This is a genomic window from Nonomuraea sp. NPDC049028, from assembly GCF_043197735.1.
GTDB lineage: Bacteria > Actinomycetota > Actinomycetes > Streptosporangiales > Streptosporangiaceae > Nonomuraea.
In genome coordinates this window covers 768159-791528 of record NZ_JBICTR010000002.1, presented here as the reverse complement: position 1 = coordinate 791528, position 23370 = coordinate 768159, and the positions used below count along the sequence as shown (strand labels likewise).

Genomic DNA, 23370 nt, shown 5'->3' with positions numbered 1-23370 from the left:
GACGGCCGGTGAAGCGATGTCTCCACCGGTCATGGATATTCCGGTATGGATGGTTCTCAGTGCTCGGGGTGAAGTGCGTTGCCGATGTACATCGACGCCAGCATGGCGAACAAGAACGCCTGCAGGAACTGGATGAAGATCTCGAAGCCGGTGAAGATGATGGTCATGATCACGCCGATGACGCCGACGGGGGCGCCCAGCGGAGTCAGCTTCTCGAACAGGAACCAGAAGCCCACCATGCTGAAGAACGCGAGGAGCATGTGACCGGCGAACATGTTCGCGAACAGTCGGACGGCGTGCGTGAACGGCGCGATGATCAGGTTCGACAGGAACTCGATCGGCGACAGCAGGATGTAGATCGGCTTGGGCAGTCCCGGCGGGAACATCATGTTCTTGAAGTAGCCGATCGCGCCCTGGTGCTTGACGCCCAGGTAGACCTTCAGCACGTAGATCGAGATCGCGAGCACGGCCGGGAAGGCGATGTGCGAGGCCACGGGGAACTGGAGCAGCGGGACGACGCCCATGATGTTCCACACGAACACCAGGAAGAACAGCGTCAGCAGCAGGCCCATCCACCGGTCGGCGTCCTTGCCCAGGAAGGGCCGGGCGACCTGGTCGCGGACGAACATGTAGCCGTATTCGGCCACGTTCTGAACGCCCCGTGGCACGATCTTCGGGCTGGCGAAGGCTGCCCAGCAGAAGCCGATCACGATGATCGAGCTGAGGATCGCGAGAAGAACCGGCTTGGTGAACCAGTCCACCCCGGGAATGATGGGGGCGAAATTGAACAGTTCATCAGGCGACGGCGCCTTGAACTGATCGTCGGCGAGGACCGTCAGCGCACTCACGCGGCGTTCCCTTCAACGTCGTAGCGGATCACAAGGGTTTCCTCAGCGAAGTGGTCGCGCCGTGCGGCTAGCGACCGTACTTGCGGTAGACCAGGTACACGGACAGCACGATCCCCAGGACGACGCCTATAGGGAAGAACGCGGACGTGTCGAGCCAACGGTCCAGCAACCAGCCGCCGCCGCCGTAGATCGCCATCCCGGCGAGCAGGTAGCTGGGGATCGACCATGCGGCGTTGGCGAAGTCCTGACCGTCGTCTTCCGGTCGGCGTTCCTGTTCGCTCATCGCGGGGCCGACGATAGCAGGCAAGTAGAGGACTAGTCATATCGGACCCCATCCCTTTACCAGCCTCATGGGCCACCGTTCCCCGGGACCTTGGCTTCGGGGTCGACATAAAGCATTTTTGTCTTCATGAACGCCCGGACCTCGAAGGCCGTCCAGACGAGCGTGCATACCACGACGGACCAGGCAAAAGCCTTGTTGTTCCACGCCGTGGTGTCGCCGAAGGCCGCCAGCATCGCCATGATGGCGATGACTTTGATGAGGTAGCTCACCATGGCGACGATGGCCATGAGTTGCGGGGACACTCGGGCCGCGTAGGAGACGGCCACCACGCTGATGCTGAAGAAGACACCGACGAGCGCCGTGCCGATGGCCGCGCCCAGCGCTCCCTTCGCTCCCGACAGGAGCAGGGCCACGACCACGGCGACCACCCCAACCGCGAGGGTGGGGATCGCGGCACTCTTGAGTACGCGCACGTCGTTGGCCTGCATCGGTGCTCCAGTAAGCATGTTATCAAGCGAGCGTTTGCTACCCCCAAAGCCGGTGCATTGGGGGCCCCTGCTCGTGAAAGATATCACAAGCTCACTGAAGACCGCTTTTACCTGCCGTTTCTAGTTCGCGATCATGAACGGCCTGGAACGGCAGGAATGACCGGTTTCGCCGCAGCGCTCGCCCGCTCCTGCGACGGACCCGGCGGCGGTCCGACGGGCGGCGGGACCTGCCGCCTGACCTCGGCTTCCGGCACGATCGGCGGCATGGGGCCGGTGGGCGGGCCGTCGTCGTCGGACCTGCCGCGGGAGTGGAGGCCGCCCCTGCCCCGCCAGCGTGGCGCGGCCATCAGGACCAGCACACCGAGCGCGAGCAGGATGACCACCGGGAACAGCAGGATGGGCACACCGATCGTGGACAGCGCGACGATGCCGAACGCGAACAGGAACGTCCACGCGTACATGATCAGCACAGTGCGGCGGTGGGAGTGGCCGATGTCGAGCAGGCGATGGTGCAGGTGACCGCGGTCGGGCGCGAACGGCGACATGCCGTGCGAGGTGCGCCGCACGACGGCGGTGATCAGGTCGATGAGCGGGAGCACCAGCACCGCGGCGGGCACGAGCAGCGGCAGCAGCACCGGCACCCGGTTCATGCCCTCGATGACCGACGGGTCGACCGGCGTCACGGTGACGATCGAGGAGGCGAGCACGAGCCCGATGAGCATCGCCCCGGTGTCGCCCATGAAGATCTTCGCGGGATGGAAGTTGTGCGGCAGGAATCCCAGGCAGCAGCCGATGAGGATGGCGGCGATGGCCGCCGTGGTGGCGATGCGGTCGCCGCTGATGCTCTGTTTGAGGAAGATCGAGTAGGCCCAGGTGGCCATGCCCGCGATGCAGACGATGCCCGCCGCCAAGCCGTCGAGGCCGTCGACGAAGTTGACCGCGTTGATCGCCACCACCACGACCATGATCGTGATGACGGTGCTCAGTGTGTAGTCGAGGCTGGTGGAGCCGCCCCAGTCCTTGGGCAGCGGGATGTAGGTGAGCCGCAGGCCGAACCAGACGAGCACGCCGGCGGCCGCGATCTGGCCGGCCAGCTTGATGAAGGCGTCCATGCCCCACCAGTCGTCGAGGAACCCCGTCAACGTGATGAGGCCGCCCGAGATGATCAACGCCATCACCGGGTTGCCCTCGGCCTCGCTCAGCACCTTGCCGGTGTTGGTCAGCTCGCTGGCCACCAGCAGCCCGACGACCAGCCCGCCGTACATGGCCAGACCGCCCAGTCTCGGCGTCGGCGTGGTGTGCACGTCGCGTTCGCGGACCTCGGGCATGGCGCCGATGCGGATGGCGAAGCGGCGCACCAGCGGGACGAGCAGATACGTCACCGCTGCCGCAATGAGCGCCATGAACAGGTATTCGCGCACGGACCTAGTTTCCTGGATGCTCCGACCGGCTGTGACCGGAAATCGACACACACCAGCTTAATTTTGGCTCTTAATATTGGCTGTCATATGGCTGGAAGGCCCCCACCAGGGCCGCGACCCGCCCCTTGACCTCGGCCGCAGTGCCCGGATGGCGTACGGCCTGCACGAGCAGGGCCCCCACTTCCTTCAACTCCTGGGGCCCCATCCCCTGAGTGGTGAGACACGGAGTGCCGACACGTATCCCGGAGGTCACGGCCGGAGGCTCCGGATCGTACGGGATCACGTTCCGGTTGAGCGTGATCCCCGCCGCGGCGCACCGCCGCTCGGCCTCGGCGCCCGACACGCCCAGTTCGCGCAGGTCGATGAGCATCAGATGCGTCTCCGTGCCGCCTGACACCGGCCGCATCCCCTCGGCCGCCAGGGAGTCGCACAGGGCCTGGGCATTGGCGACCACCTGCTTGGCGTACGCGCCGAACTCGGGCCGCAGCGCCTCGCCGAACGCCACCGCCTTGGCCGCCACGGCGTGCATGAGGGGACCGCTCTGGATGAACGGGTACACCGCCCGGTCGATCCGCGCGGCGAGCTCCGCCGTACAGAGGATGCCGCCCCCGCGCGGTCCGCGCAGCGCCTTGTGCGTGGTGTAGGTGACCACGTCCGCGTACGGCACGGCGGACGGAATGGCGCCACCGGCCATCAGCCCGATCGGATGCGCCACGTCGGCGAGCAGCCAGGCGCCCACCTCGTCCGCGATGCCACGGAAGACGGCGAAGTCGATCAGCCGGGCGTAGGAGGTGGCGCCACAGACGATCACTTTTGGCTGGTGCCGCAGCGCGAGGTCCCGTACTTCGTCGTAGTCGATGAGTTCGGTGTCCCGTCGCACCCCGTATGACACGACGTCGAACCATCTTCCCGAGAAGTTCACCTTCGAGCCATGGGTGAGATGACCGCCGTGCAGCAGGTCCATGGCCAGCATGGTGTCGCCGGGCTGCAGCAGGGCCGCGTACGCCGCGAGATTGGCGGAGGCCCCCGAATGGGGCTGCACGTTGGCGTGCTCGGCCCCGAACAACCTCAAGGCCCGCTCGATCGCCAGCCGCTCCGCCCGGTCGACGACCTCGCAGCCACCGTAGTAGCGATGGCCCGGGTAGCCTTCGGCGTACTTGTTGGTCAGGGTGGATCCGAGGGCGGCGAGGACCGCCGGGGAAGCGAGATTCTCACTCGCGATCAGCTGGAGACCACCGCGGACCCGTTCCAGCTCGTCGAGCAGCACCTGAGCCAGCTCGGGGTCCTGCCGCTGGAGCCGTCCAAAGTCCGGACCGTAGTAGGGCGCTACACCCATTCTCCCACTGTACGGCCATTTGTCCGTTTTTCCCATGCCCCACCGTCGTTCCGGCAGTCAGGCGGGCTGCCGGAGCGCTGCTCCACGAACGCGCGCCGACCATCCGTCCTTCCTCTACCTGACGGGAACCCCAGCCACGACGGACCGTCATCTTCCACTCCCCCGACGGAGGACCCGCCCGAAGGGACCCAAGCCATCACGGACCGCCTCCTCCGCTCCCCCCGGGGCCGCTCGACGGCACCCCAACCCCCACGAACCGTCTTCCCCTACTCCTCGCAGGGGATATCCCTCCAAAAGATCCCAGCCACGTCAGACCGTCACCGAGATTGAGACGGTCGGGTGACCGAAACACCGGGGGACCGTTGGGGCCGCCGCCCCCGACGAGGCGACCAGCCGAGCAGCCGGTGTGACGGCCAGTCGAGTGACTGGGCTCAGCATCGACCCAGCCGAGCGGTCAGGTGGGCGGTCAGTGGGTCGGGCTGTCAGGAGAACGCGTGAGGGGCGCCGATCGCACTGGGCACCCAGCGAGGCGTGTCGGCGGCCTCCTCGCTGATCGACGTCAGCACGGCCTGACGGTAGAGGGCGAGCCTGGAGCGCCACGCGCCGATGTCCTCGACGTAGCGGGTGCCCACAGGGGCATCCCACGTCTGCGGGCTCTTGGCAAGCTGGTACGCCTTGTCAAGGGCCGTTGTGAGGCCCTCTAGCAGGGGTAGGACGGTCTGCCAGGCGGTGACCAGGCGCTGGTACTCGGGATTGAACTCCCAGGCCCTTGGGTGGGCTTCCAGGGGGTTGCCGTTACCGTTGACGGGCGGGTTCTCGCCCGGTTGGCGGGGTTGAGGGGCGGGCGGGTCCAGGTACATCACACGCTCCTCTCGTGGGTCCCCGGCTCGATTGTGCCGGGCGGCCCATCAGGCTGAATGTCTCTGAGCGCCCACTCGCCCTTGCCGTACTCGCCCTGTGGCACCTGCACGCTCGGCATGTCCATGGGCGGAACGTCACGGGCGTGTTCGACCAGGGTGCTGAGCGCGTCGGTGTCCAGCGGCTTCACGTCGATGGAGACGACGTCGCCGGCCCACTTCCCGGCATCTGCCCCTTGTGCCGCGTAGACGGTCGTAGCGGTGGTCTCGCGGGTGGAGGTGTCGGCGGGCGGGGGCGTCGCGCTGTCGGTGGCAGGCGGCGGGGTGGAGCCACCCTGATCCGCCGACGGCTCGGTAGGTGGCACCACGACCGGTTCACCGACAGTGGGCATCGAGACATCCGTGGCCCGCTGCCCCGACGGATTGGTCGGTGTCGTGTCACCTGCTCTGTGGTCGGGCACCTGCTGACCCGGCGGGTTGGTGGGCGTCGCATCACCCGCCTTCTGATCCGGAACCTGCTGACCCGGCGGATCCGCCGGTGTGACCACCGAACCGTCGCCGGTCGAGCGCGTTCCCGTGTCCGTTCCCTGGCACTCGCCGGTGTCGGTCGTGGCCGTGGGTGTGTCCGCCGTCGCGGTGGAGTCGGCTGTCTGGGCCGTAGCGGCCGTGTCCGCCGTCGAGCCCGATATGTCGTCTACGGACCGCGTGCCGGTTGCGGAGGCTATATCTCCAGTTGATGGGGTGTGGTGGCCCGTGGATGAGGTTGCACTGCCGGGGTCGATCGTCCCCGGCTGGCCGTCGGGGCTGATGTGCCTGGGTGCCCACTCGCCCGTGCCGTACTCGTCCGCCGGGACCTCCACCCTCGGCATCTCGGCCGGCTGGACGTCGCGCGCGTGGTCCACCACCGTCGACACCGCGTCGGGGTCCAACGGCTTGGCGTCGATGGACACTACGTCGCTGCCGTTGTTGGCCCAGGCGTTGACGTCCGCGCCGTGCGTGGACGCGTCGCCGGAGACCGAGGGCATCTCGGCGGGCTGCACCTTCTCGATGTCGTCGAGCAGCGCCCGCAACTCTTCGGCCGTAGGCGGATCAATGGGCACCTGGAGCACCTTGACACCGTCGACCACGATGACCCGAGGTTTGTGCGGGTCGGAGTCGTCGGGATGGTCCTTGGCCGGGGTGTCGATGATCCCGCTGTCGGAGTCGGCGCCGCGATCTCGCCTGCTGGCGATGTCGTCGTCCTTGGGCTCGTCACCGGTGTCAGGCGTGATGTTGTCGACATCCGGTTTGTCGTCACCCGTCTTGGCGTCCGGCTTGTCCGCACCGGTCTTGGCGTCCGGTTTGTCGTCATCGCAAGCCTTAGCATCAGGCTTGTCTTCGCCTGTCTTCGCGTCCGGCTTATCGTCGGTCTTCGCGTCCGGTTTATCGCCCGTCTTCGCGTCCGGCTTGTCATCCCTCTTCGCGTCAGGCTTATCGTCCGTCTTGGCATCCGGCTTATCGCCCGTCTTCGCGTCGGGCTTGTCCTCGCCGGTTTTGGCGTCCGGCTTGTCGGCAGGGGTGTCGTCGTCCGCTCGCGGGTTCTCGTACTTGGACCGCTCATCGCCTCGGTCCTTCTTGGGCTCGTCGCCGTCCTTGGCGTCGCTGCCCACCGTCGGCGCGGCCTCCTTGGCCTGATCCCCCATCCGCGGGTGATCGGCCTTCTTCTCCAGCAGCCCAAGCCGGGCCGTCACGTCACGGACCATCACCTCGGCGGCGTCGGCCACCTGGACCGGGCGATGGGTGGTCTGGGTGGCCAGACCCGCCCCGCTCATGACCTGCCCGACACGGCCCTCGACCGACCGCATCTGCGTGACCGCGTGCTTAACCTCGGCCAGCAGATCACGGACCAGCTTGGGATCCATGCCGTCGAACTTGCCCATGGGTCACTCCCGGACGTCTCGCCGCTCCGGACTTCACCGTAAGGGCCTGCTGGCATCGCCGCAGCCGGGATAATCAGACGGTATACGTCAGGCGTCCCTTCAAGCCGCACACGCCGACCGGACAAACCGAATAAACCCGCCGGGCAAACCAGTCGGACGGGCATACGAGACGAGCCGGGTGGACGAACAGACCAAGGCCGACAGGCCCCGTGGTCAGTCGTCCGTGGCGACGTAGCCGATGATGCCGCGCAGTTTCTCCACCGGGATCGCCCCCCGCCTGAGCATCCGCGGCACCGCCGTGGTCAGGTCCAGGATCGTGGACGGTGTGTTGTCCGTGGTCTTGCCGCCGTCCAGGTAGACCGCGACCGACTCACCCAGCTGCTCCTCGGCCTCCGCCGCCGTGACGGCCGCCGGGGCGCCCGAGCGGTTGGCGCTGGAGACGGCCATCGGGCCGGTCTCCTTCAGCAGGTCGAGCGCGACCGGGTGGAGCGGCATGCGCAGCGCGACCGTGCCCTTGGTCTCGCCCAGGTCCCAGGACAGCGCCCGGTTGGCCTTGCAGACGAGCGTGAGCGGACCGGGCCAGAAGGCGTCGATGAGGTCCTGACCGTACGGTCCCAGGTCGTCGACCAGGGCGTTGGCCGCCCTGACGGTGCCGACGAGGACCGGTGGCGGCATGTCGCGGCCGCGGCCCTTGGCCTCGAGCAGGGCGGTGATCGCCGCGGGAGTGAAGGCGTCGGCGCCTATCCCGTAGACCGTGTCGGTCGGCAGCACTACCAGCTCGCCGCGGCGTACGGCGGAGGCGGCCTCCGTCAGGCCCTCGGCCCGCTGCTCCATGTCCGTGCAGTCAAAGCGTCTTCCCACGGTCTTATCGCCTCGCTCCGCTCGGCGGGGAGCGGTGCTCTCGAGGCTCCCCCCTCCTCATTCGATCACTTCGCGACCTCTCGCCGTCAGGAGAAGGCCGCGCCGCTCGCGTGCATCCTAGTCCTGGCCAAGTCTGGCCGTGACGAAGCGGTCCCTGCGGGTCAGATCCTGCCGCAGCCGTACGTCCCGCCAGCCGTTGTCCTCAGGGAACGTCAGGTAGACGGCCCTGCCCTGCTCGTCGGCGTGTTCGACGGAGACCCAGCCACCGGGGCGCAGCAGGCGGCGCGCGGTACGTTCGACGGCGCGTACCTCACCCAGACCGTCGTCCCCGGTGCCGTAGAGGGCCCGTGAGGGGTCGTAGTCGCGCACCTCGGGGTCGCGCGGAATCGCGCCAGGAGGGATGTAGGGCGGGTTGGAGATGACCAGGTCGACCTTGCCGTTGAGCTCGGGCAGGGCTTCGGCCAGGTCGTCCGGATGCAGGTGGGTGCGGCCCTGGCCGTGTTCGGAGATGTTGCGCTTGGCCCAGCCGTACGCGCCGGGGTCGACCTCGACCGCGTGCACCTCGGAGAGCGCGACCTCCTGGGCGATCGACAGCGCGATCGCGCCCGAGCCGGTGCCGAGGTCGACGACCAGGGGCGCGGCGACGTCCATCGCGCGCAGCGTCTCGATGGCCCAGCCCGCCATGACCTCGGTCTCGGGCCGGGGTACGAACACGCCGGGCCCGACCGCGAGCTCCAGGTAGCGGAAATAGGCGTGGCCGGTGATGTGCTGCAGCGGCTCGCGGGCCTCGCGCCTGGCGACGCCCTCCCAGAAGAGCGCGTCGAAGTCGGCGTCCTTGACCGTGTGCAGCTCGCTCCTGCGCACGGCGTGGACGAAGGCCGCGATCTCCTCCGCGTCCGTACGCGGTGAGGGCACACCTGCCTCGGCCAGCCGTGCGGTGGCGAGGGCGATTTCGTCCAGCAGAAATGTCATGAGTGTTGTGCGAGCTTCTCCGCCATTTCGGCGTCGATGAGGGCCTGGGTGACGGCGGTGAGCTCGCCGTCGAGAACTTGGTCGAGGTTATACGCCTTGAAGCCGACTCGGTGGTCGGAGATGCGGTTTTCCGGGAAGTTGTACGTGCGAACCCGCTCGGAACGGTCGACCGTCCGCACCTGCGACTTGCGTTCGGCCTGCGCGGCGGCCTCGGCCTGCTCCTGGGCGATGGCCAGCAGCCGGGCGCGCAGGATGCGCAGCGCCGACTCCTTGTTCTGGAGCTGGCTCTTCTCGTTCTGGCAGGAGACCACGGTGCCCGTGGGCAGGTGGGTGATCCGGACCGCCGAGTCGGTGGTGTTGACGCTCTGGCCGCCGGGGCCGCTGGAGCGGTAGACGTCGATGCGCAGCTCGTTGGGGTCGATCTGGACCTCGACGTCCTCGGCCTCGGGGTAGATGAGCACGCCCGCGGCGCTGGTGTGGATGCGGCCCTGCGACTCGGTGACGGGCACCCGCTGCACACGGTGTACGCCGCCCTCGAACTTGAGCCTGGACCACACGCCCTCGTCGCCCTTGGCCTTGATCGCGACCGTGACGTCCTTGTAGCCGCCCAGGTCGGAGTGCTGGGTGTCGATGATCTCGGTCTTCCAGCCGAGCCGCTCCGCGTAACGCAGATACATCCGGAGCAGGTCGCCGGCGAACAGCGCGGACTCCTCGCCGCCCTCGCCCGCCTTGATCTCCATGATGATGTCTTTGTCATCGTTGGGGTCACGCGGGATGAGCAGGTGTTTGAGCCGCTCTTCGAGGCGCGGGATGCGCTCCTCGATCTCGGCCGCCTCCGCGGCGAAGCCCTCGTCCTCGCCCGCCAGCTCCTTGGCCGCGGCCAGGTCGTCGCGGGCCGACGCCAGCTCCCGGTAGGTGCCCACGATCGGGGTCAGCTGCCGGTAACGCCTGCCGAGAGTGCGGGCCTTGTTCTGGTCGGCGTGCACGGCGGGATCGGCGAGCTGCAGCTCCAGCTCGGAATACTCCTTGAGCAACTCGTCGAGATTCACCGTGTGTCCTTCGTCTGGGGTGTAACGGTCTCTTCACCAAGAACGCCGACCCGGCGCACGTGAGTGCGTCCGGGTCGGCGTCGGTGAAGCTAGTTGCCCGAGGACTTCTTGCCGAAGCGCTTCTCGAAGCGCGCGACCCGGCCGCCGGTGTCGAGGATCTTCTGCTTGCCCGTGTAGAACGGGTGGCAGGCCGAGCACACGTCGGCGTGGATGACGCCGTTCTTGGCGGTGCTGCGGGTGGTGAACGTGTTGCCGCAGGTGCAGGAGACCTGGGTCACGTTGTAGGCGGGGTGGATGTCGGGCTTCATTGCTGTCCTTTCGAGGTGCGGTCGCCGGGTCGCCAGAAGTCGCGATCAAACGCGGGCGGGAGCCGGAACCGCTGCGGGTCAGCTACCAGTGTGCCAGATGCTGTAACCGTCCCAGGCCACTGGGCATTCCCGGAACCTTATAGCGGACTCACTGCCGTCACATTAGGCTCCCGCGCACAAACCATTACTTTTATCCCATAAGGACTGCGATCAGATGAAGAAGGGGCTGCGGTCGCTACTCGCGACCGCTACGGGGGCCGCGCTTCTCCTCGGATGCGTGAACCTCTCGGCCGCGCAAGCGGCCAGTGCTGGAAGCGACTTCAACGGGGCGGCCACGTCGGACGCGTTCATCCCGGTCGACCGGGACATCGAAGTCAGCGTCACTCTCAGGCTGAAGGACCCGGCGACCGTCACGGCGGCCGTCACTGGCAGCATCACTCCGCCCGGCAAGTCGGGACGGGACGTGGACTTCGACTTCCGGCCGTCTCCGGCGAGCAAGGCCACGGAGACGACGATCACCGGCAGGTTCGGCATCGGCAAGGACGACCCCGCCGGCGACTGGAAGCTGAACGTCAGTGTCCCGCGTGCCTCGGGCACCGGAAACAACGCCTTCGTCCTCAATGTCTCCGGCAAGCAGGGCATCACCAGCGGCGGCGTCACGCCCAACCCGGTGCGCCTGGTCAAGGGCAAGGACGTCAAGGTCTCGGTGAAGGCTTCGGTGACCGATGCGGAGTCGGTCTCCGCCAAGCTCATCAGCGAGGAGTCCAACGAGTCCTACGACCTGGGCGACCTGGAGCGCGGCTCCGACGGCTATTACCGCGGCAGCACGTTCTTCAGCGACGACACGCCTCCCGGCGACTGGACGCTGGAGGTGTACGCCAACCGCGGCGGCCAGTCGCTCAAGGGCGTCAGCTCCTTCACCGTCGTCGCCCCGGTGGGCGGCGCCTCGAAGAAGGCCAAGGTCAGGATCACGATCAAGGCCCCGGCCAAGGTACGGAAGGGTGCTTCCGTCACGGTCTCCGGCAAGGTCTATCGCGGCTCCAAGGGGTATCCGAAGAAGAAGCTGGAGGTCTACTTCAAGACCAAGGGCACCAAGACGTACAAGCTCCTGCGCTTCGTGAAGACGAACTCGACCGGCAAGTACGCCAGGTCCTTCACCATGAAGAAGGACGGCTACTTCCGCGTCAAGGCGCCCGGCACGAGCAGGACCCGCAGCGCGCTGTCGCCGCAGGAGTTCGTGGACGTCAGGTAGTCAACGGCCCAGATAGGTGAGTACGGCGAGCACTCGCCGATGGTCCTCGGGCGCCGGCCCGAGGGCCAGCTTGGCGAAGATCCCGGAGATGTGCTTCTCCACAGCCCCTTCGGTGACGACCAGCCGGGCGGCGATGGCCGTGTTGGAGCGACCCTCGGCCATCAGCGCCAGCACCTCGCGCTCGCGCCGGGAGAGCGTGTCGAGCGGGGCGCCACGCCGCTGCCTGCTGAGGAGCTGCATCACCACCTCGGGGTCGATGACCGTGCCGCCCGCCGCCACCTGCCGCACGGCCTCCAGGAACTCGGCCACGTCGGCCACCCGCTCCTTCAGCAGATAGCCGACGGCCGGGCCGATGAGCTCGCCCGCGTAGCGTTCCTCGACGTATTGCGACAGCACCAGGATCGGGAAGTCCGGGCTGGCCGCCCGCACCTTCAGCGCGGCGCGCAGCCCCTCGTCGGTGTGGCTCGGCGGCATCCGGACGTCGACGATCGCCAGGTCGGGCGCATGCTCCTTGACCGCGGTGATCAGGGACGGCCCATCGGAGACCGCCGCGACGGTCTCGATGCCTCCGTCGGCGAGCAGCCGGGCCAGCCCCTCACGGAGCAGTACGGAATCCTCGGCGATGACCACGCGCATGTGCAATGCCTACCACTCACAGGGCAACTCCGCGCGCACGAGGGTGGGACCGCCTACGGGGCTGTGCAGGATGAGCACCCCGTCAATGGTGGCCGCCCGGTCGGCTAACCCCGCCAGGCCGCCGCCCGCGCTGACCAGGGCGCCGCCGATGCCGTTGTCCCAGACGTCGACGATCACCTGCCGGTTTTCCTTGGTCACCCGTACGGACGCCTCAGTGGCGGCCGAGTGTTTGGCCATGTTGGCCAGGGCCTCGGCCACGATGAAGTAGGCGATGCTCTCCACGGCCGGGGGCGGCCGCTCGTCGGCCGTGCCGAGCTCGACCGCCACGTCCACGTGCACCGGCGCCCGCGCGGCCAGCCCGGACAGCGCCGCGTCGAGCCCCCGATCGCTCAGGATGGCCGGATGGATGCCCCTGGCCAGGTCGCGTAGCTCGGCGATCGCGGCCTTCGTGCCACTGTGCGCCTGGGCGATCAGCAGCCTGGCCTCTTCGGGGGCGTGGTCGAGCTTGGCCTGCGCCCGTCCGAGGTCCACCGCGACGGACAGCAGCCGCTGCTGAGCGCCATCGTGCAGGTCGCGTTCGATCCTGCGGCGCTCCGCCTCGGCCGCGTCGATGCCCCTGGCCCTGCTGGCCCGCAGCCGCTCCTCCTCGCTCCCGCTGAGCAGCACCACGGCCAGCGTGCCGTGCAGCCAGGCCATCCCGCGTACGGCATAGGCGGTCACGGCCAGCATGCAGAAGCCCAGGATCGTGCCGAGCACCGCCCCCGGCCAGCTGTCGAGGGCCAGGGTGTCGTTGAACCGCAGCACCTCACCCTGCGCGTGCCAGAAGGGCGCGGTGATCAGCGTGAGGGTCCCCACCCATGACAGGGCGGACACCACGAACTCCACCAGGCTCAGCGGGAACAGCAGTAACAGATAGCCGAGGTCCTTCCAGGTGGCCGGATCCTTGAACAACCACCCCACATGAGCGCCGATCCCCCGCTCGGGCCGAGCGCGGTAGGGATCGGCGATCCGTACGCCCAGCGCGGCCCACAGCACCCGGCGCTCCAGCATCGCCGCTCCGCGCCACGTGAACATGGTCAGCAGCACCAGTGGGATGCCCACCCACAGGACCACCAGTATGAGGGAGAACGGCACCGCCACGGCCAGCACGGCGAACCAGCCGACCCCGAAGGCCAGACTGACCAGCATGTAGGGCACGGCCCGCCACGTGGCCGGATCCACCACAACGCCAATGGGCCCCCGGGGCCCCAACGGCACGCGCTCCCTCAACGGCACAGCAACCATGCCATCAAGGGTGCCCGGTCAACGAGCCGCTGAGAATGTGGCGGACTTCCGTCCTCAGGTGGGGTTATCCCCAGTGGCGCTCTCACCGCCTCGTCACAGCCCCATGGGGTCAGCGGTTGTGCCCCTTGCAGTGGCTCGGGCGGTCCGTCATACGACCGCCTCGATCCCTGTGACGGTCCGTGGGTGGCTGGGGTCCTTTGCAGGGATATCCCCTCCGGGGTGAGGAAGAAGACGGTTCGTTGTGGCTGGGGTCCTTAACGAGGAAAACCCCCTCAGGGGGGGGAGAAAACGAAGACGACCCGTCGTGGCCGAGGCCCTACCGAGGGACGCCCCCTCCGACCGAGCGGACCAAGACGGCCCGTCGTAGCAGGCCGTCCCTGGTGGAAGCAGCCGCCTTGTCCCTCGAGGCCCCAGACCCCGTGTGGGGCCCGTGATGCATGCCGTACCAAAGAGAGAAGGCCGTACAAAGAGAAAGGGGCGGCAGAGAAGAACTCTGCCGCCCCTTCACCAGCGTCAGTCGCGGTCGTTGCTCACCGTGGTCTTCTGGACCTGCAGGAGGAACTCGGCGTTGGACTTGGTCTCCTTCATCTTCTCCAGGAGCAGTTCCAGCGCCTGCTGCATGTCGAGCGCGTGGAGCACCCGGCGCAGCTTCCAGACGATCTGGAGCTCGTCCTTGGCCATGAGGATCTCTTCCTTACGGGTGCTGGACGCGTCGACGTCCACCGCGGGGAAGATGCGCTTGTCGGCCAGGGAGCGGCTGAGCTTGAGCTCCATGTTGCCGGTGCCCTTGAACTCCTCGAAGATGACCTCGTCCATCTTGGACCCGGTCTCGACCAGGGCCGTGGCGAGGATCGTCAGCGAGCCGCCGTTCTCGATGTTGCGGGCGGCGCCGAAGAAGCGCTTGGGCGGGTAGAGCGCGGTCGAGTCGACACCACCCGACAGGATGCGCCCGCTCGCGGGAGCCGCGAGGTTGTAGGCGCGCCCGAGGCGGGTGATCGAGTCGAGCAGCACGACCACGTCGTGGCCCAGCTCCACCAGGCGCTTGGCCCGCTCGATGGCGAGCTCGGCGACCGTGGTGTGGTCCTCGGCGGGACGGTCGAAGGTCGAGTGGATGACCTCGCCCTTGACCGACCGCTGCATGTCGGTGACCTCTTCAGGCCGCTCGTCCACCAGCACGACCATCAGGTGGCACTCGGTGTTGTTACGGGTGATCGCGTTGGCGATCGCCTGGAGGACCATCGTCTTACCGGCCTTGGGCGGCGAGACGATGAGGCCGCGCTGGCCCTTGCCGATCGGCGAGACGAGGTCGATGATCCGCGTGGTGAGGATGTTCGGCTCGGTCTCGAGGCGCAGGCGGTCCTGCGGGTAGAGCGGCGTGAGCTTGTTGAAGTCAGGCCGGTTGCGGGCCTGCTCCGGGTCCATGCCGTTGACGGTGTCGAGGCGGACCAGGGCGTTGAACTTCTCGCGGCGCTCGCCGTCGCGCGGCTGCCGGACGGCGCCGGTGATGACGTCGCCCTTGCGCAGGCCGTTGCGGCGGATCTGGGCGAGCGAGACGTAGACGTCGTTGCTGCCGGGCAGGTAGCCGCTCGTCCTGACGAACGCGTAGTTGTCGAGGATGTCGAGGATGCCGGCGATCGGGATGAGTACGTCGTCGTCGCCGATCACGGGCTCGTTGCTCTCGAAGCGGTCACGGCCACGGCCGCGGTTGCGCTCCCTGAACCGGCCCCGCCTGCCACGACCGCCGCGGTCGTCGTCGTCGCCACCGCGCGGATCGTTGCGCGAGTCGCCCCGCTGATCGTTGCGGGAGTCGCTCCGCTGGTCACCGCGCTGGTCGTTGCCGCCACGCGGGTCGCCGCCGCGGCCGCCGTCGGCGACGCGCTCACGCTGCTCCACGCGACCGCCGTCACGGCCACCATCACGACCGCTGTCACGGTTGTCACGACCGTCGCGGCTGTCGCGAACATCACGACTGTCGCGGCTGTCGCGAACATCACGGCCGTCGCGGCTGTCGCGACCGTCACGAACATCGCGGCCACCCTCACCGCGGTCGTTGCCGGAACGGTCGCTGCCGCCACGGTCGCCACGCTCACGGCGCTCGCCTCTGGTGCGCCGCTCACGGCGGCTCTCACCACGGTCGCCACGCGGGTCGAGCTGGGTGTCGGCGGGCTGTGCCTGCTCCACGACCGGCTCGGCCGGGGCGGCGGCGGCCACGGGCTCGGGGGCCGCGGCCACCGGCTCGGGAGCCTGCGCGACGGGCTCTTCAACGGTCTTGGGGCGGGAACGTTCCCGGCGTGCCCTGGTGGGCCGCTCCGCGGCGGGCGCCGCGTCGGCGGCGGCCGGGGCCTCGGCTACGGCAGCGGGCGCGCCTTCTCCGGTGCCGCCACCCTGCTTCTCCTGGATGGCCGCGATCAGCTGGCTCTTCCGCATGCGCCCGGTGCCGCTGATGCCCAGCTCAGCGGCCATTTTCTGCAGCTCGGGCAGCACCTTGGCGGACAGGCCGGTGCCGGAGCGACGCGCGCGCGGCTTGGCCGCGGCGCGGGTGGGGGTGTCGCCGGACGCGGGCTGCGCAGGTGAGCCTGGTGCGTCGGAGAGGAGTTCGGTGGTGTCGCTCAACTAAAGGTCCTTCCCAGGGGTCGGGCGCCGGTTTTGTTCTGCCGGGCGTCCCGGAGGTGCTTGCGATCCGGCGGGACAGACCGGGTCGGGGTGCACGTTGCGATCTTCGGCCGCCGCTGGGGACGACCGCCACTCTTGGGGAGGGGCACGTCCAAGCGGCCACAGGACAGTGACGCGTGGATGACACCCCTCAGATTGCTGTCGCCAGCCAGATGTCGAGGTGATTCGAACGCGCAGACCCCCGTCGTCGCCGCCTCACGTTGGGCCAACCGGGTGTGGGCCAACCGGAGGCAACGGATTCCGGGGAGACAGCCGCGCTGCACACGCCTCGCGACGTGCAGCATTATGCAGCGATGTGTGGCTGACAAGCACGCACCCAACAAGGGGGCATCTGGTGCGGCTATCAGCCTAACATCACCAGCGCACACGGCTATTCCCTGAAGGTCTAAAGAGGCATCAGCGTGTCTCGGGGAACTGAACGTTCGCACCAACTGGGTCGACGTCCATAAGCTGGATGTGCCAGTCATTACCCACTTCTGGCGCGATCAAATCCTGCGAATCCGATGTCGAAAACGCAAGGACTGTGGGACCTGCTCCCGAAACGACCGCAGGCACGCCCACTGCACGGAGACGTTCTACCAGATCCGCACTGGCCCGCATCGCAGGCGCACGGTATTTCTGGTGAAGTCGGTCTTCGGTGGCGGCGAGCAGCAGCCCGCGCTCCGGCCGGTGAGTCAGCGCCGCGATCAGCAGCGCAGCCCTGCCGGCGTTGAAAGAGGCGTCCTTGTGGGGCACGTCCTTCGGCAACAACCCCCGTGCGGTCTCCGTGGCCAGACGCGTCGCCGGAACGAACACGACAGGCCGGATGCGCACATCCGGGAGCAGTTTCACCATACGCGGTGATCCGGAGTGGTCGGTCCACGCAATCGTCAAGCCTCCGGCCAGGCATGGCGCGACATTGTCCGGATGCCCTTCCATCTCGGTGGCCAGGGCGAACACCTCGTCGTCGGAAAGGCCGTATCCGTCGGGGAATCCGGCCGCGCGCGGCCCCCCATCGCCGGTTTCCGCACCCGTATATTCGCCGGGCCGGGCCAGCGCCCTGGCGGCCAGGATGCCCGCGCAGATCGCGGCCGAGGACGAGCCCAGGCCGCGGGCGTGCGGGATGCGGTTGAGGCAGTGCAGCCGGATGCCCTCGGGCTGGGCGGCCCCCATGCGGTCGAACGTCCTGCGCATGGCCTTGACGACCAGGTGTCCTTCGCCGAGGTCGAGCTCGCCTTCGCCCTGTCCTTCGACGGTGACGTGGACGCCCCGCTCGCCGGTCAGCGTGGCCCGGACCTCGTCGTACAGGCCCAAGGCCAGGCCCAGGGTGTCGAAGCCGGGGCCCAGGTTCGCCGACGTGGCAGGCACACGGATGTCAACGGTGCTCATTCGCCTGATCTTTCCCCCGCCGCCTTCAGCGGCGACGGGTCTGTTTTCCGTACGGCAAAGCATCCGTGCGGCAAAGCTTCCCGTACGGCAACGCTTCCGTATGGCAACGCTTCCGTATGGCAACGCTTCCGTATGACAAACCATCCGTACGGCAAGCAGAGCGCAGGCCACGGCATGCGCCCGCACGCTGTACGAGTCCCGGCGCTCCTAGCCCAGGTTGAGGGCGGCCGCGGCGGCGTGGACGTCGATGGGAATGGTGACCGGAGCCGGCGCGCCGGCGATCGCCCAGTCAGGGTCCTTGAGCCCGTTGCCCGTGACCGTGCAGACGATGCGCTGCCCGGGCTCGATGAGCCCGCGCGCGTGCGCCTGAAGGAGACCGGCGACGCTGGCCGCCGAGGCGAGCTCGACGAAGACGCCCTCCTCCTGGGCCAGCAGTTTGTACGCGGCCGCGATCTGCCGGTCCGTGACCGACTCGATGGCGCCACCGGACTCGTCGCGCGCCGCCGTGGCGAGTTGCCAGGAGGCGGGGTTGCCGATGCGGATGGCCGTGGCGATCGTGTGCGGATGGGCGACGGGCCCGCCGTTGACGATGGGGGCCGCGCCGCTGGCCTGGAAGCCGAACATGCGCGGCGCCTTGGTAGCGATCCCGTCGGCGGCGTATTCGCGGTAGCCCATCCAGTAGGCCGAGATGTTGCCCGCGTTGCCCACCGGGATGCAGTGGATGTCGGGCGCGTCGCCGAGCGTGTCGACGATCTCGAAGGCGGCCGTCTTCTGGCCCTGCAGCCGGAACGGGTTGACCGAGTTGACCAGCGCGATCGGGTAGCTGGACGACAGCTTGCGGGTCATCTCCAGGCAGTCGTCGAACGAGCCCTCGACCTGGAGCAGCGTGGCCCCGTGGACGAGCGCCTGGGCCAGCTTGCCCATCGCGATCTTGCCACGTGGCACCAGCACGGCGCAGGTGAGCCCGGCGCGTACGGCGTAGGCGGCGGCCGAGGCCGAGGTGTTGCCGGTGGAGGCGCAGATGACCGCCTTGGCCCCCTCTTCGACGGCCTTGCTGATGGCCATCGTCATGCCACGGTCTTTGAAACTGCCCGTCGGGTTGGCGCCCTCCACCTTGAGGTAGACGTCACACCCGGTCAGCGCGGAGACGCGGTGCGCGGGCACCAGCGGCGTGCCGCCCTCCAGCAGCGTGACGACGGGCGTCTTCGTGGTGACCGGAAGGCGCTCTCGGTACTCCTCGATGAGGCCACGCCACGACCTGCTCATACTGACTCCCTACCTGCGGTCTTGGGCACCGAGTGTACGGGGTCCCGGCGGTGTTCACGGAGTCGAGTCCCGGGCCGCCGAGCCTTGGCCGCAACAACCCATATTTCAGGAAATTCTCAGCATCTCCCGGTAAGGTCCCCGGCAGGGGGGTCACCACCATGAACGCGCGTCCTGCCATGACGCAGAACGACTATTCTCCGCTGTCGCCGCCAGAGCTCGGCACCTGGTCACCGGCCTTGTCCGTGAGCGTGGTGATACCCGCGCACGGCGGGCCCCATCTGGAGCTGACGCTGGCCGCGCTGGCCGCTCAGACGTACCCGGACCACCTCATGGAGGTCCTGGTCGTGGACGACGGCAGCGAGCCGCCGATCCGGCTGCCGGAGATCCGCCCGGTCAACACCCGGATCGTCCCGGTGAAGACCGGCTGGGGCATCTCGAACGCCGTCAACACCGGCGCCAAGGCCGCCGACGGCGAGATCATCCAGCGCCTCGACGCCGACATGGTGGCCTGCCGCGAGCACATCGAGGCCCTGGCCCGCTGGCACCACGTGACCGACTATCTGGTCACGATCGGGATGAAGCGCTTCATCGAGGTGCCGGCGATCACCGCCGAGCAGGTCTTCCGGGCGGGACACCTGGGAGACGTGTTCGACCTGGCATCGGGCGTGTCGAGCTCCACCGAGGCGACGATCGCCAAGACCGACGGGCTCCGCAAGAGCCGCAATCCCTACCACGTGTGCACGGGACCGACCTTCGCCCTTCCCCGTGAGGTCTTCCACGCCGTGGGCGGTCTCGACCCGAACGTCGTACGCGGTGAGGACACCGAGTTCGCCTATCGGCTGGCGATGCACGGCGTCGTGTTCATCCCGGACATGGAAGCGCAGGCCGTACATCTCGGGCTGCCCGCTCAGCACCGTGACAGGGATCGCGCTGTCCGGGCCGTCGAGCCGTACCTGGCGCACCGGATCCCGCTCCGCCGCGACCTGCGCAAGGACCAGGGCCGCCGCTGGCTCGTGCCGTACGTGGAGATCGTCCTGGATGTCACGGACACCTCGGAAGCGGTGGTCCGGCAGGCGGTGGCGGCGGCGCTCGACGGCAAGCTTCAGGACGTCGTGGTGACGCTGGTGGGACCGTGGGCGCGGCTGCACGACGGGCGGCGGGCCGTGCTCAGTGATCCGCTCTTCGAGATGCGGCTGATGCGCGACCTGTTCGCCCACGACGACCGGATCCGGCTGATCGACGAGGCGGCCCCGACACCGGCGCCCGCGCCGTTCCGCTACCGGGGCCCGATCGACGTGCCGCTGCACAAGGCGACGCTGGAGCGGATGATCGAGACGGTGCAGAAGGACCTGACGGGCGTGCTCGTCGTGGACCTGCCCGACGGCCGCGCGGCCCGCCTCGAACGCACCTCCGCCCTGGGCCGCGCCCTGCTGCTCGCCGCACCGGGCGACGATCTCGACGAGATCATCCAGACCACGCACGGCGTACGGCACGAGGACCCGGACCGCTACTGGCCCCCGGCCCCGCAGCCGAAACCCGCAGCCGAGAAGACCACGGCTCAGAAGGTGGCGCCCCAGAAGCCCGCCGCGCCGCTACCGCCGATCGTCACGGTTCCCGCCGCCGAGGAACGGACCCTCCTGGGCCGCCTCAAGTCCGCGCTCCGGCCCAGCTGAAAACGCAGGCTAGCCGCGCAGCCTCTTACCCAGGGCACGCTTGACCGTGGTGGCCAGCAGGACGCGCATGCTCTGCTGGGCCCGGTTGGCGGCGGCCAGCTGACGGCGCAGCGTGCTGACGTCGCGCCGCAGCTCCACCGCGCTCTTGCGCCAGCGCCCCGCCTCGTCGCGCCACTTGGTCACCTGCGCGCGCAGCCGTTCGGCCTCCTTGGTCAGCCGCGCCACGTCGGCCTCCGCCTTGAGTCTGGCCCGGTAGGCGCTGCGGCGGCCGAGCAGTTCCGCCGCCTCCTCGGCGAACCCGTACGTCTCGCCCTCTACCCACGCGACGCCCGCCACGTCGTCCACCGCGTCGTCGAGCTCCTCGCCGGGGCGTACGACGATCCGCGCACGGGCGAAGGAGGAGGCGCGCTCCAGCCGGGCGGCCACGATGCCGTCCTTGGACTCGTGGAGCAGCACGTTCACCAGCCCCAGCCCTTCGCCGCGGGCCAGGTCGAGCAGCCTGGCCAGGCTGTCCTCCCCCGGCACCCAGCCGGCGGGCAGCCGTAGCACGTACGGCACGCCCGGGTCGACCTCGCCGGAGACCGCGAGCCGTACCCGGCCCTCGTGCAGGTAGTGGCCGTGGACCAGCACCAGGTCGAGGTCGGGGTCCTTCAGCGGGGCCCGGCGCTCGCGCCCGAGGGAGTCCCAGGGACCCACCACGACGATGGACAGGTCCAGCATGGTGCCCGCGAGCAGGGCGTCGACCGTGGCGCGGACCTGTTCGTAGCCGGCGGTGCCGTCGACGACGATCGCGATGTACGGGACCTTCCACTGGCGGGAGGGGTGCGAGCGGAGCCACCGGTAGGCGGGGATGCGGTCGGCGACGAACGCGTAGCTCACCCGGTCGATGGGCCGCTGGTCGCGCATGCGCATGGTCGGCCCGAGATGGTAGGCGCGGGCCCTGGGCTCCGGTACGAACACCGCCCCGGCCTGGTAGAGCCGGTAGCCCATCTCCGTGTCCTGGCCGAGGATCAGCTCGTCGTCCATCGTCCCGGCGGCGGCGACCAGCCGGGCGTTGACCGACGTCGCGCCGCCGACGTGCAGGCTGAAGGGGCGCTGGGTGTTGTCGGTGAGGCCGTTCGTCCGCTCGATGAGGTCGACGATCCAGGCGTGCGGCTCGGCCGGCTCGAAGGCCTTCTCCAGGTCATCGGGCAGCTCGGCGGGAAGCGGCGCGTCGGTGAACCTGATGTAGCTGGTCACGGCCAGATAGGGCGCGGCGTGGTGCCAGCGCATGTGCGCCTCGATCGAGCCGGGAGTGAGCACGACGTCGGAGTCGAGCCAGTGGATCACGTCGCCGGTGGCCTCGGCGAGCCCGGCATTGCGCGCGGCGGCCCGGCCCGGGTCGTGGCAGACGATCAGCCGGGTGCCTTCGGGGCGTTCGGCCGGCAGCCGCAGGGGCGGGGAGCTGCCGTTGTCGACGACGATGACCTCGATCAGCCCGGCGGGGTAGGTCTGCCGGGCGAGCCCGGCCAGTGCCAGGTCGAGCTTGTCCTGGCCGCCGTACGCGGGCACGACCACGCTGACCCGCAGCGTCGGCGTGTAGGTCTCCGGCGGTTCGAGCATCCGGTAGTCGTTGCCGCGAACCCTCGTGCCGCTTCCAGAAGCAGGCTCGGCCCTCATGCCGCTTCCAGAAGCAGGCTCGGCCCTCATGCCGCTTCCAGGAGCAGGCTCGGGCGGAAGCCGCGCCACTGGTTCGTGGCGACCTTCAGGAAGTGGGCGAGCGGGAGTTGCCAGGTGTGCTGGTCGCTCAGCGTGCGCCGGAGCATGTAGCCGAGGCCGTGGGTGCGGTAGATGCTGGCCCCGGCCGCCTGGGCGGCCTTGAGGAAGTCTCTGTCCACCGCCCGCGGCTGGGCCGGAAATCCCCCCAAGTCCTGAAATATCGTTCTTGAGGCGAGAATCGTGCCGCCTGCCACATGATCGCTGGAGACCTCGCTCGGATAAGCGGCGCCGCTGGCGAACGTGGTACGTCTGATCGTGGCGTGCAACGGCTCAAGGTAAAAGAATTCGGCCGTCGTGCCCACGATGTCGGCCCCCGAATAGGACGCCGCCATGATCAGGTCGGCGAGGTGGTCGGGGCCGTACCAGTCGTCGTCGTCCCACTTGGCCACGTAGTCGCCGGCCGCCAGGGCCGCGGCCTCGTTCAGCACCTCGCCGAAGGACGTCGTGGCCGGGGCCTCGACCCAACTCACGGGCAGGGGACAGCTCTCGACCGCCTGCCGTACCTGCTCGAAGGGGACGCCATGCAGGCCCAGCAGTACCTCGATGTCGGTGTCGCGCTGCCGGGCCATCTGCGCGAGCGCCCCGGCGACCAGCGCCGGGCGCCTGGTGGACATGACCACGCTGATCCGCGGCGTACGCGAGGGCGGCAGGCGGTGGGTCAGGCGGCGCAGCCTGACGCTGTGCTCCTCGCGGCGTAAGTCGGCCAGCGACCTGGGGCCGGTCCCGGTGTGAGCGAGCCAGTCGCGGTCCGTGAGCAGCGCCGCCAGCTCCGGGGGGATCCACGCGGGGGCGTCGTCGGCGGTCAGCGGCACGCCCGCCGCCGCCAGCCGGACCAGCCCGGCGAGTGGCACCTCGTGATCGGGCCACTCGATCTCCAGGCCGCGCAGCGGACGCAGGGACGGCACGTCGGGCTCATGGCCGTCGACGGCCCATCCGGTGAAGGCTTCGGGCAGCTCGGCGGGGCGGCCCTCACTCCAATGCAGGCGAGCGAGCCCCTTCTCCGGAGTACGCGCGAAGCCGCAGGGGGTGACGGACATGGTGCTCCTCGACCGACGGGGACTCAGTCGGCGCCTACCTTACGCCGGTCTGACACCATCTGAGATGTTGAGTTCACCTTA

20 protein-coding genes are annotated in these 23370 nt (G+C 68.8%); 2 read left to right on the top strand and 18 right to left on the bottom strand.

Annotation, left to right across the window (positions count from 1 at the left end):
- Positions 1 to 56: 56 nt before the first annotated feature.
- The 11 genes from atpB to rpmE all read right to left on the bottom strand — a co-directional run bounded on the left by atpB (position 57) and on the right by rpmE (position 10342).
- Positions 57 to 848, bottom strand: a complete 792-nt coding sequence (gene atpB, locus ACGFJ2_RS09755; protein WP_357942662.1) for a F0F1 ATP synthase subunit A — start codon at positions 846 to 848, stop codon at positions 57 to 59.
- Positions 849 to 915: 67 nt separating this feature from the next.
- Positions 916 to 1131, bottom strand: a complete 216-nt coding sequence (locus tag ACGFJ2_RS09750; protein ID WP_214641702.1) for an AtpZ/AtpI family protein — start codon at positions 1129 to 1131, stop codon at positions 916 to 918.
- Between the two features lie 65 nt (positions 1132 to 1196).
- On the bottom strand, positions 1197 to 1619 hold the full coding sequence (locus ACGFJ2_RS09745; protein WP_393466596.1) for a hypothetical protein: 423 nt from the start codon (positions 1617 to 1619) through the stop codon (positions 1197 to 1199).
- Positions 1620 to 1750: 131 nt separating this feature from the next.
- Positions 1751 to 3040 carry an MraY family glycosyltransferase gene (locus ACGFJ2_RS09740; RefSeq protein WP_357942658.1) on the bottom strand — a complete coding sequence of 430 codons (1290 nt, stop codon included), beginning with the start codon at positions 3038 to 3040 and terminating at the stop codon, positions 1751 to 1753.
- A 70-nt stretch (positions 3041 to 3110) separates the two neighbouring features.
- Complete coding sequence (gene glyA, locus ACGFJ2_RS09735) at positions 3111 to 4376, bottom strand: serine hydroxymethyltransferase (RefSeq protein WP_393466592.1); 1266 nt, start codon at positions 4374 to 4376, stop codon at positions 3111 to 3113.
- 482 nt (positions 4377 to 4858) lie between these two features.
- Positions 4859 to 5236, bottom strand: a complete 378-nt coding sequence (locus ACGFJ2_RS09730; RefSeq protein WP_357942654.1) for a hypothetical protein — start codon at positions 5234 to 5236, stop codon at positions 4859 to 4861.
- On the bottom strand, positions 5236 to 7152 hold the full coding sequence (locus ACGFJ2_RS09725) for a hypothetical protein (protein WP_393466589.1): 1917 nt from the start codon (positions 7150 to 7152) through the stop codon (positions 5236 to 5238). Before ACGFJ2_RS09725 ends, ACGFJ2_RS09730 begins: the two co-directional genes overlap by 1 nt.
- Positions 7153 to 7365: 213 nt before the next feature.
- Positions 7366 to 8013, bottom strand: a complete 648-nt coding sequence (locus ACGFJ2_RS09720; RefSeq protein WP_225290359.1) for an L-threonylcarbamoyladenylate synthase — start codon at positions 8011 to 8013, stop codon at positions 7366 to 7368.
- Positions 8014 to 8130: 117 nt separating this feature from the next.
- Positions 8131 to 8985, bottom strand: coding sequence for a peptide chain release factor N(5)-glutamine methyltransferase (prmC, locus tag ACGFJ2_RS09715; RefSeq protein WP_357942650.1), 855 nt, complete (start codon positions 8983 to 8985; stop codon positions 8131 to 8133).
- Entirely contained in the window at positions 8982 to 10034 is a 1053-nt protein-coding gene (gene prfA, locus ACGFJ2_RS09710) for a peptide chain release factor 1 (RefSeq protein WP_357942648.1), read from the bottom strand. The genes prmC and prfA overlap by 4 nt, the downstream gene beginning before the upstream one ends.
- A gap of 89 nt (positions 10035 to 10123) precedes the next feature.
- Positions 10124 to 10342, bottom strand: coding sequence for a 50S ribosomal protein L31 (rpmE, locus tag ACGFJ2_RS09705; protein ID WP_225290356.1), 219 nt, complete (start codon positions 10340 to 10342; stop codon positions 10124 to 10126).
- Positions 10343 to 10619: 277 nt separating this feature from the next.
- Between rpmE and ACGFJ2_RS09700 the strand changes: the two genes are divergently transcribed.
- Positions 10620 to 11594, top strand: a complete 975-nt coding sequence (locus ACGFJ2_RS09700; protein ID WP_358197206.1) for a hypothetical protein — start codon at positions 10620 to 10622, stop codon at positions 11592 to 11594.
- On the opposite strand, the gene ACGFJ2_RS09695 is transcribed toward ACGFJ2_RS09700, so the two are convergent.
- From ACGFJ2_RS09695 to thrC, 5 genes are all read right to left on the bottom strand, one after another.
- Positions 11595 to 12230 carry a response regulator transcription factor gene (locus tag ACGFJ2_RS09695; protein WP_357942644.1) on the bottom strand — a complete coding sequence of 212 codons (636 nt, stop codon included), beginning with the start codon at positions 12228 to 12230 and terminating at the stop codon, positions 11595 to 11597. It abuts the gene before it with no gap.
- 9 nt (positions 12231 to 12239) lie between these two features.
- Positions 12240 to 13451, bottom strand: coding sequence for a sensor domain-containing protein (locus ACGFJ2_RS09690; RefSeq protein ID WP_357942642.1), 1212 nt, complete (start codon positions 13449 to 13451; stop codon positions 12240 to 12242).
- 576 nt (positions 13452 to 14027) lie between these two features.
- On the bottom strand, positions 14028 to 16127 hold the full coding sequence (gene rho, locus ACGFJ2_RS09685) for a transcription termination factor Rho (protein WP_357942640.1): 2100 nt from the start codon (positions 16125 to 16127) through the stop codon (positions 14028 to 14030).
- Between the two features lie 456 nt (positions 16128 to 16583).
- Positions 16584 to 17555 carry a homoserine kinase gene (locus ACGFJ2_RS09680; protein WP_358197209.1) on the bottom strand — a complete coding sequence of 324 codons (972 nt, stop codon included), beginning with the start codon at positions 17553 to 17555 and terminating at the stop codon, positions 16584 to 16586.
- A 207-nt stretch (positions 17556 to 17762) separates the two neighbouring features.
- The gene (gene thrC, locus ACGFJ2_RS09675; RefSeq protein WP_357942635.1) at positions 17763 to 18821 is read right to left on the bottom strand and encodes a threonine synthase; all 1059 of its coding nucleotides are present in this window, start codon (positions 18819 to 18821) and stop codon (positions 17763 to 17765) included.
- Positions 18822 to 18979: 158 nt separating this feature from the next.
- Here thrC and ACGFJ2_RS09670 point away from each other — a divergent pair, with 158 nt between their 5' ends.
- Positions 18980 to 20494: a glycosyltransferase gene (locus ACGFJ2_RS09670; protein ID WP_393466580.1), complete on the top strand. Its 1515-nt coding sequence runs from the start codon at positions 18980 to 18982 to the stop codon at positions 20492 to 20494.
- Between the two features lie 9 nt (positions 20495 to 20503).
- Here the strand turns inward: ACGFJ2_RS09670 and ACGFJ2_RS09665 are convergent, their stop codons facing one another.
- Positions 20504 to 22153 carry a glycosyltransferase gene (locus ACGFJ2_RS09665; protein ID WP_358197211.1) on the bottom strand — a complete coding sequence of 550 codons (1650 nt, stop codon included), beginning with the start codon at positions 22151 to 22153 and terminating at the stop codon, positions 20504 to 20506.
- Positions 22154 to 22179: 26 nt separating this feature from the next.
- Positions 22180 to 23289: a glycosyltransferase family 2 protein gene (locus tag ACGFJ2_RS09660; protein WP_393466577.1), complete on the bottom strand. Its 1110-nt coding sequence runs from the start codon at positions 23287 to 23289 to the stop codon at positions 22180 to 22182.
- Positions 23290 to 23370 lie beyond the last annotated feature (81 nt).

Excerpts from the sequence above, each read along its gene's own strand:
- ACGFJ2_RS09670 (WP_393466580.1), top strand. The coding sequence starts at position 18,980 with ATGAACGCGCGTCCTGCCATGACGCAGAACGACTATTCTCCGCTGTCG.
- ACGFJ2_RS09750 (WP_214641702.1), bottom strand. The coding sequence starts at position 1,131 with ATGAGCGAACAGGAACGCCGACCGGAAGACGACGGTCAGGACTTCGCC.
- rpmE (WP_225290356.1), bottom strand. The coding sequence starts at position 10,342 with ATGAAGCCCGACATCCACCCCGCCTACAACGTGACCCAGGTCTCCTGC.
- ACGFJ2_RS09725 (WP_393466589.1), bottom strand. The coding sequence starts at position 7,152 with ATGGGCAAGTTCGACGGCATGGATCCCAAGCTGGTCCGTGATCTGCTG.
- ACGFJ2_RS09730 (WP_357942654.1), bottom strand. The coding sequence starts at position 5,236 with ATGTACCTGGACCCGCCCGCCCCTCAACCCCGCCAACCGGGCGAGAAC.
- glyA (WP_393466592.1), bottom strand. The coding sequence starts at position 4,376 with ATGGGTGTAGCGCCCTACTACGGTCCGGACTTTGGACGGCTCCAGCGG.
- thrC (WP_357942635.1), bottom strand. The coding sequence starts at position 18,821 with ATGAGCAGGTCGTGGCGTGGCCTCATCGAGGAGTACCGAGAGCGCCTT.
- ACGFJ2_RS09745 (WP_393466596.1), bottom strand. The coding sequence starts at position 1,619 with ATGCAGGCCAACGACGTGCGCGTACTCAAGAGTGCCGCGATCCCCACC.
- ACGFJ2_RS09680 (WP_358197209.1), bottom strand. The coding sequence starts at position 17,555 with ATGAGCACCGTTGACATCCGTGTGCCTGCCACGTCGGCGAACCTGGGC.
- ACGFJ2_RS09665 (WP_358197211.1), bottom strand. The coding sequence starts at position 22,153 with ATGAGGGCCGAGCCTGCTTCTGGAAGCGGCACGAGGGTTCGCGGCAAC.
- prmC (WP_357942650.1), bottom strand. The coding sequence starts at position 8,985 with ATGACATTTCTGCTGGACGAAATCGCCCTCGCCACCGCACGGCTGGCC.
- ACGFJ2_RS09660 (WP_393466577.1), bottom strand. The coding sequence starts at position 23,289 with ATGTCCGTCACCCCCTGCGGCTTCGCGCGTACTCCGGAGAAGGGGCTC.
- ACGFJ2_RS09695 (WP_357942644.1), bottom strand. The coding sequence starts at position 12,230 with ATGCGCGTGGTCATCGCCGAGGATTCCGTACTGCTCCGTGAGGGGCTG.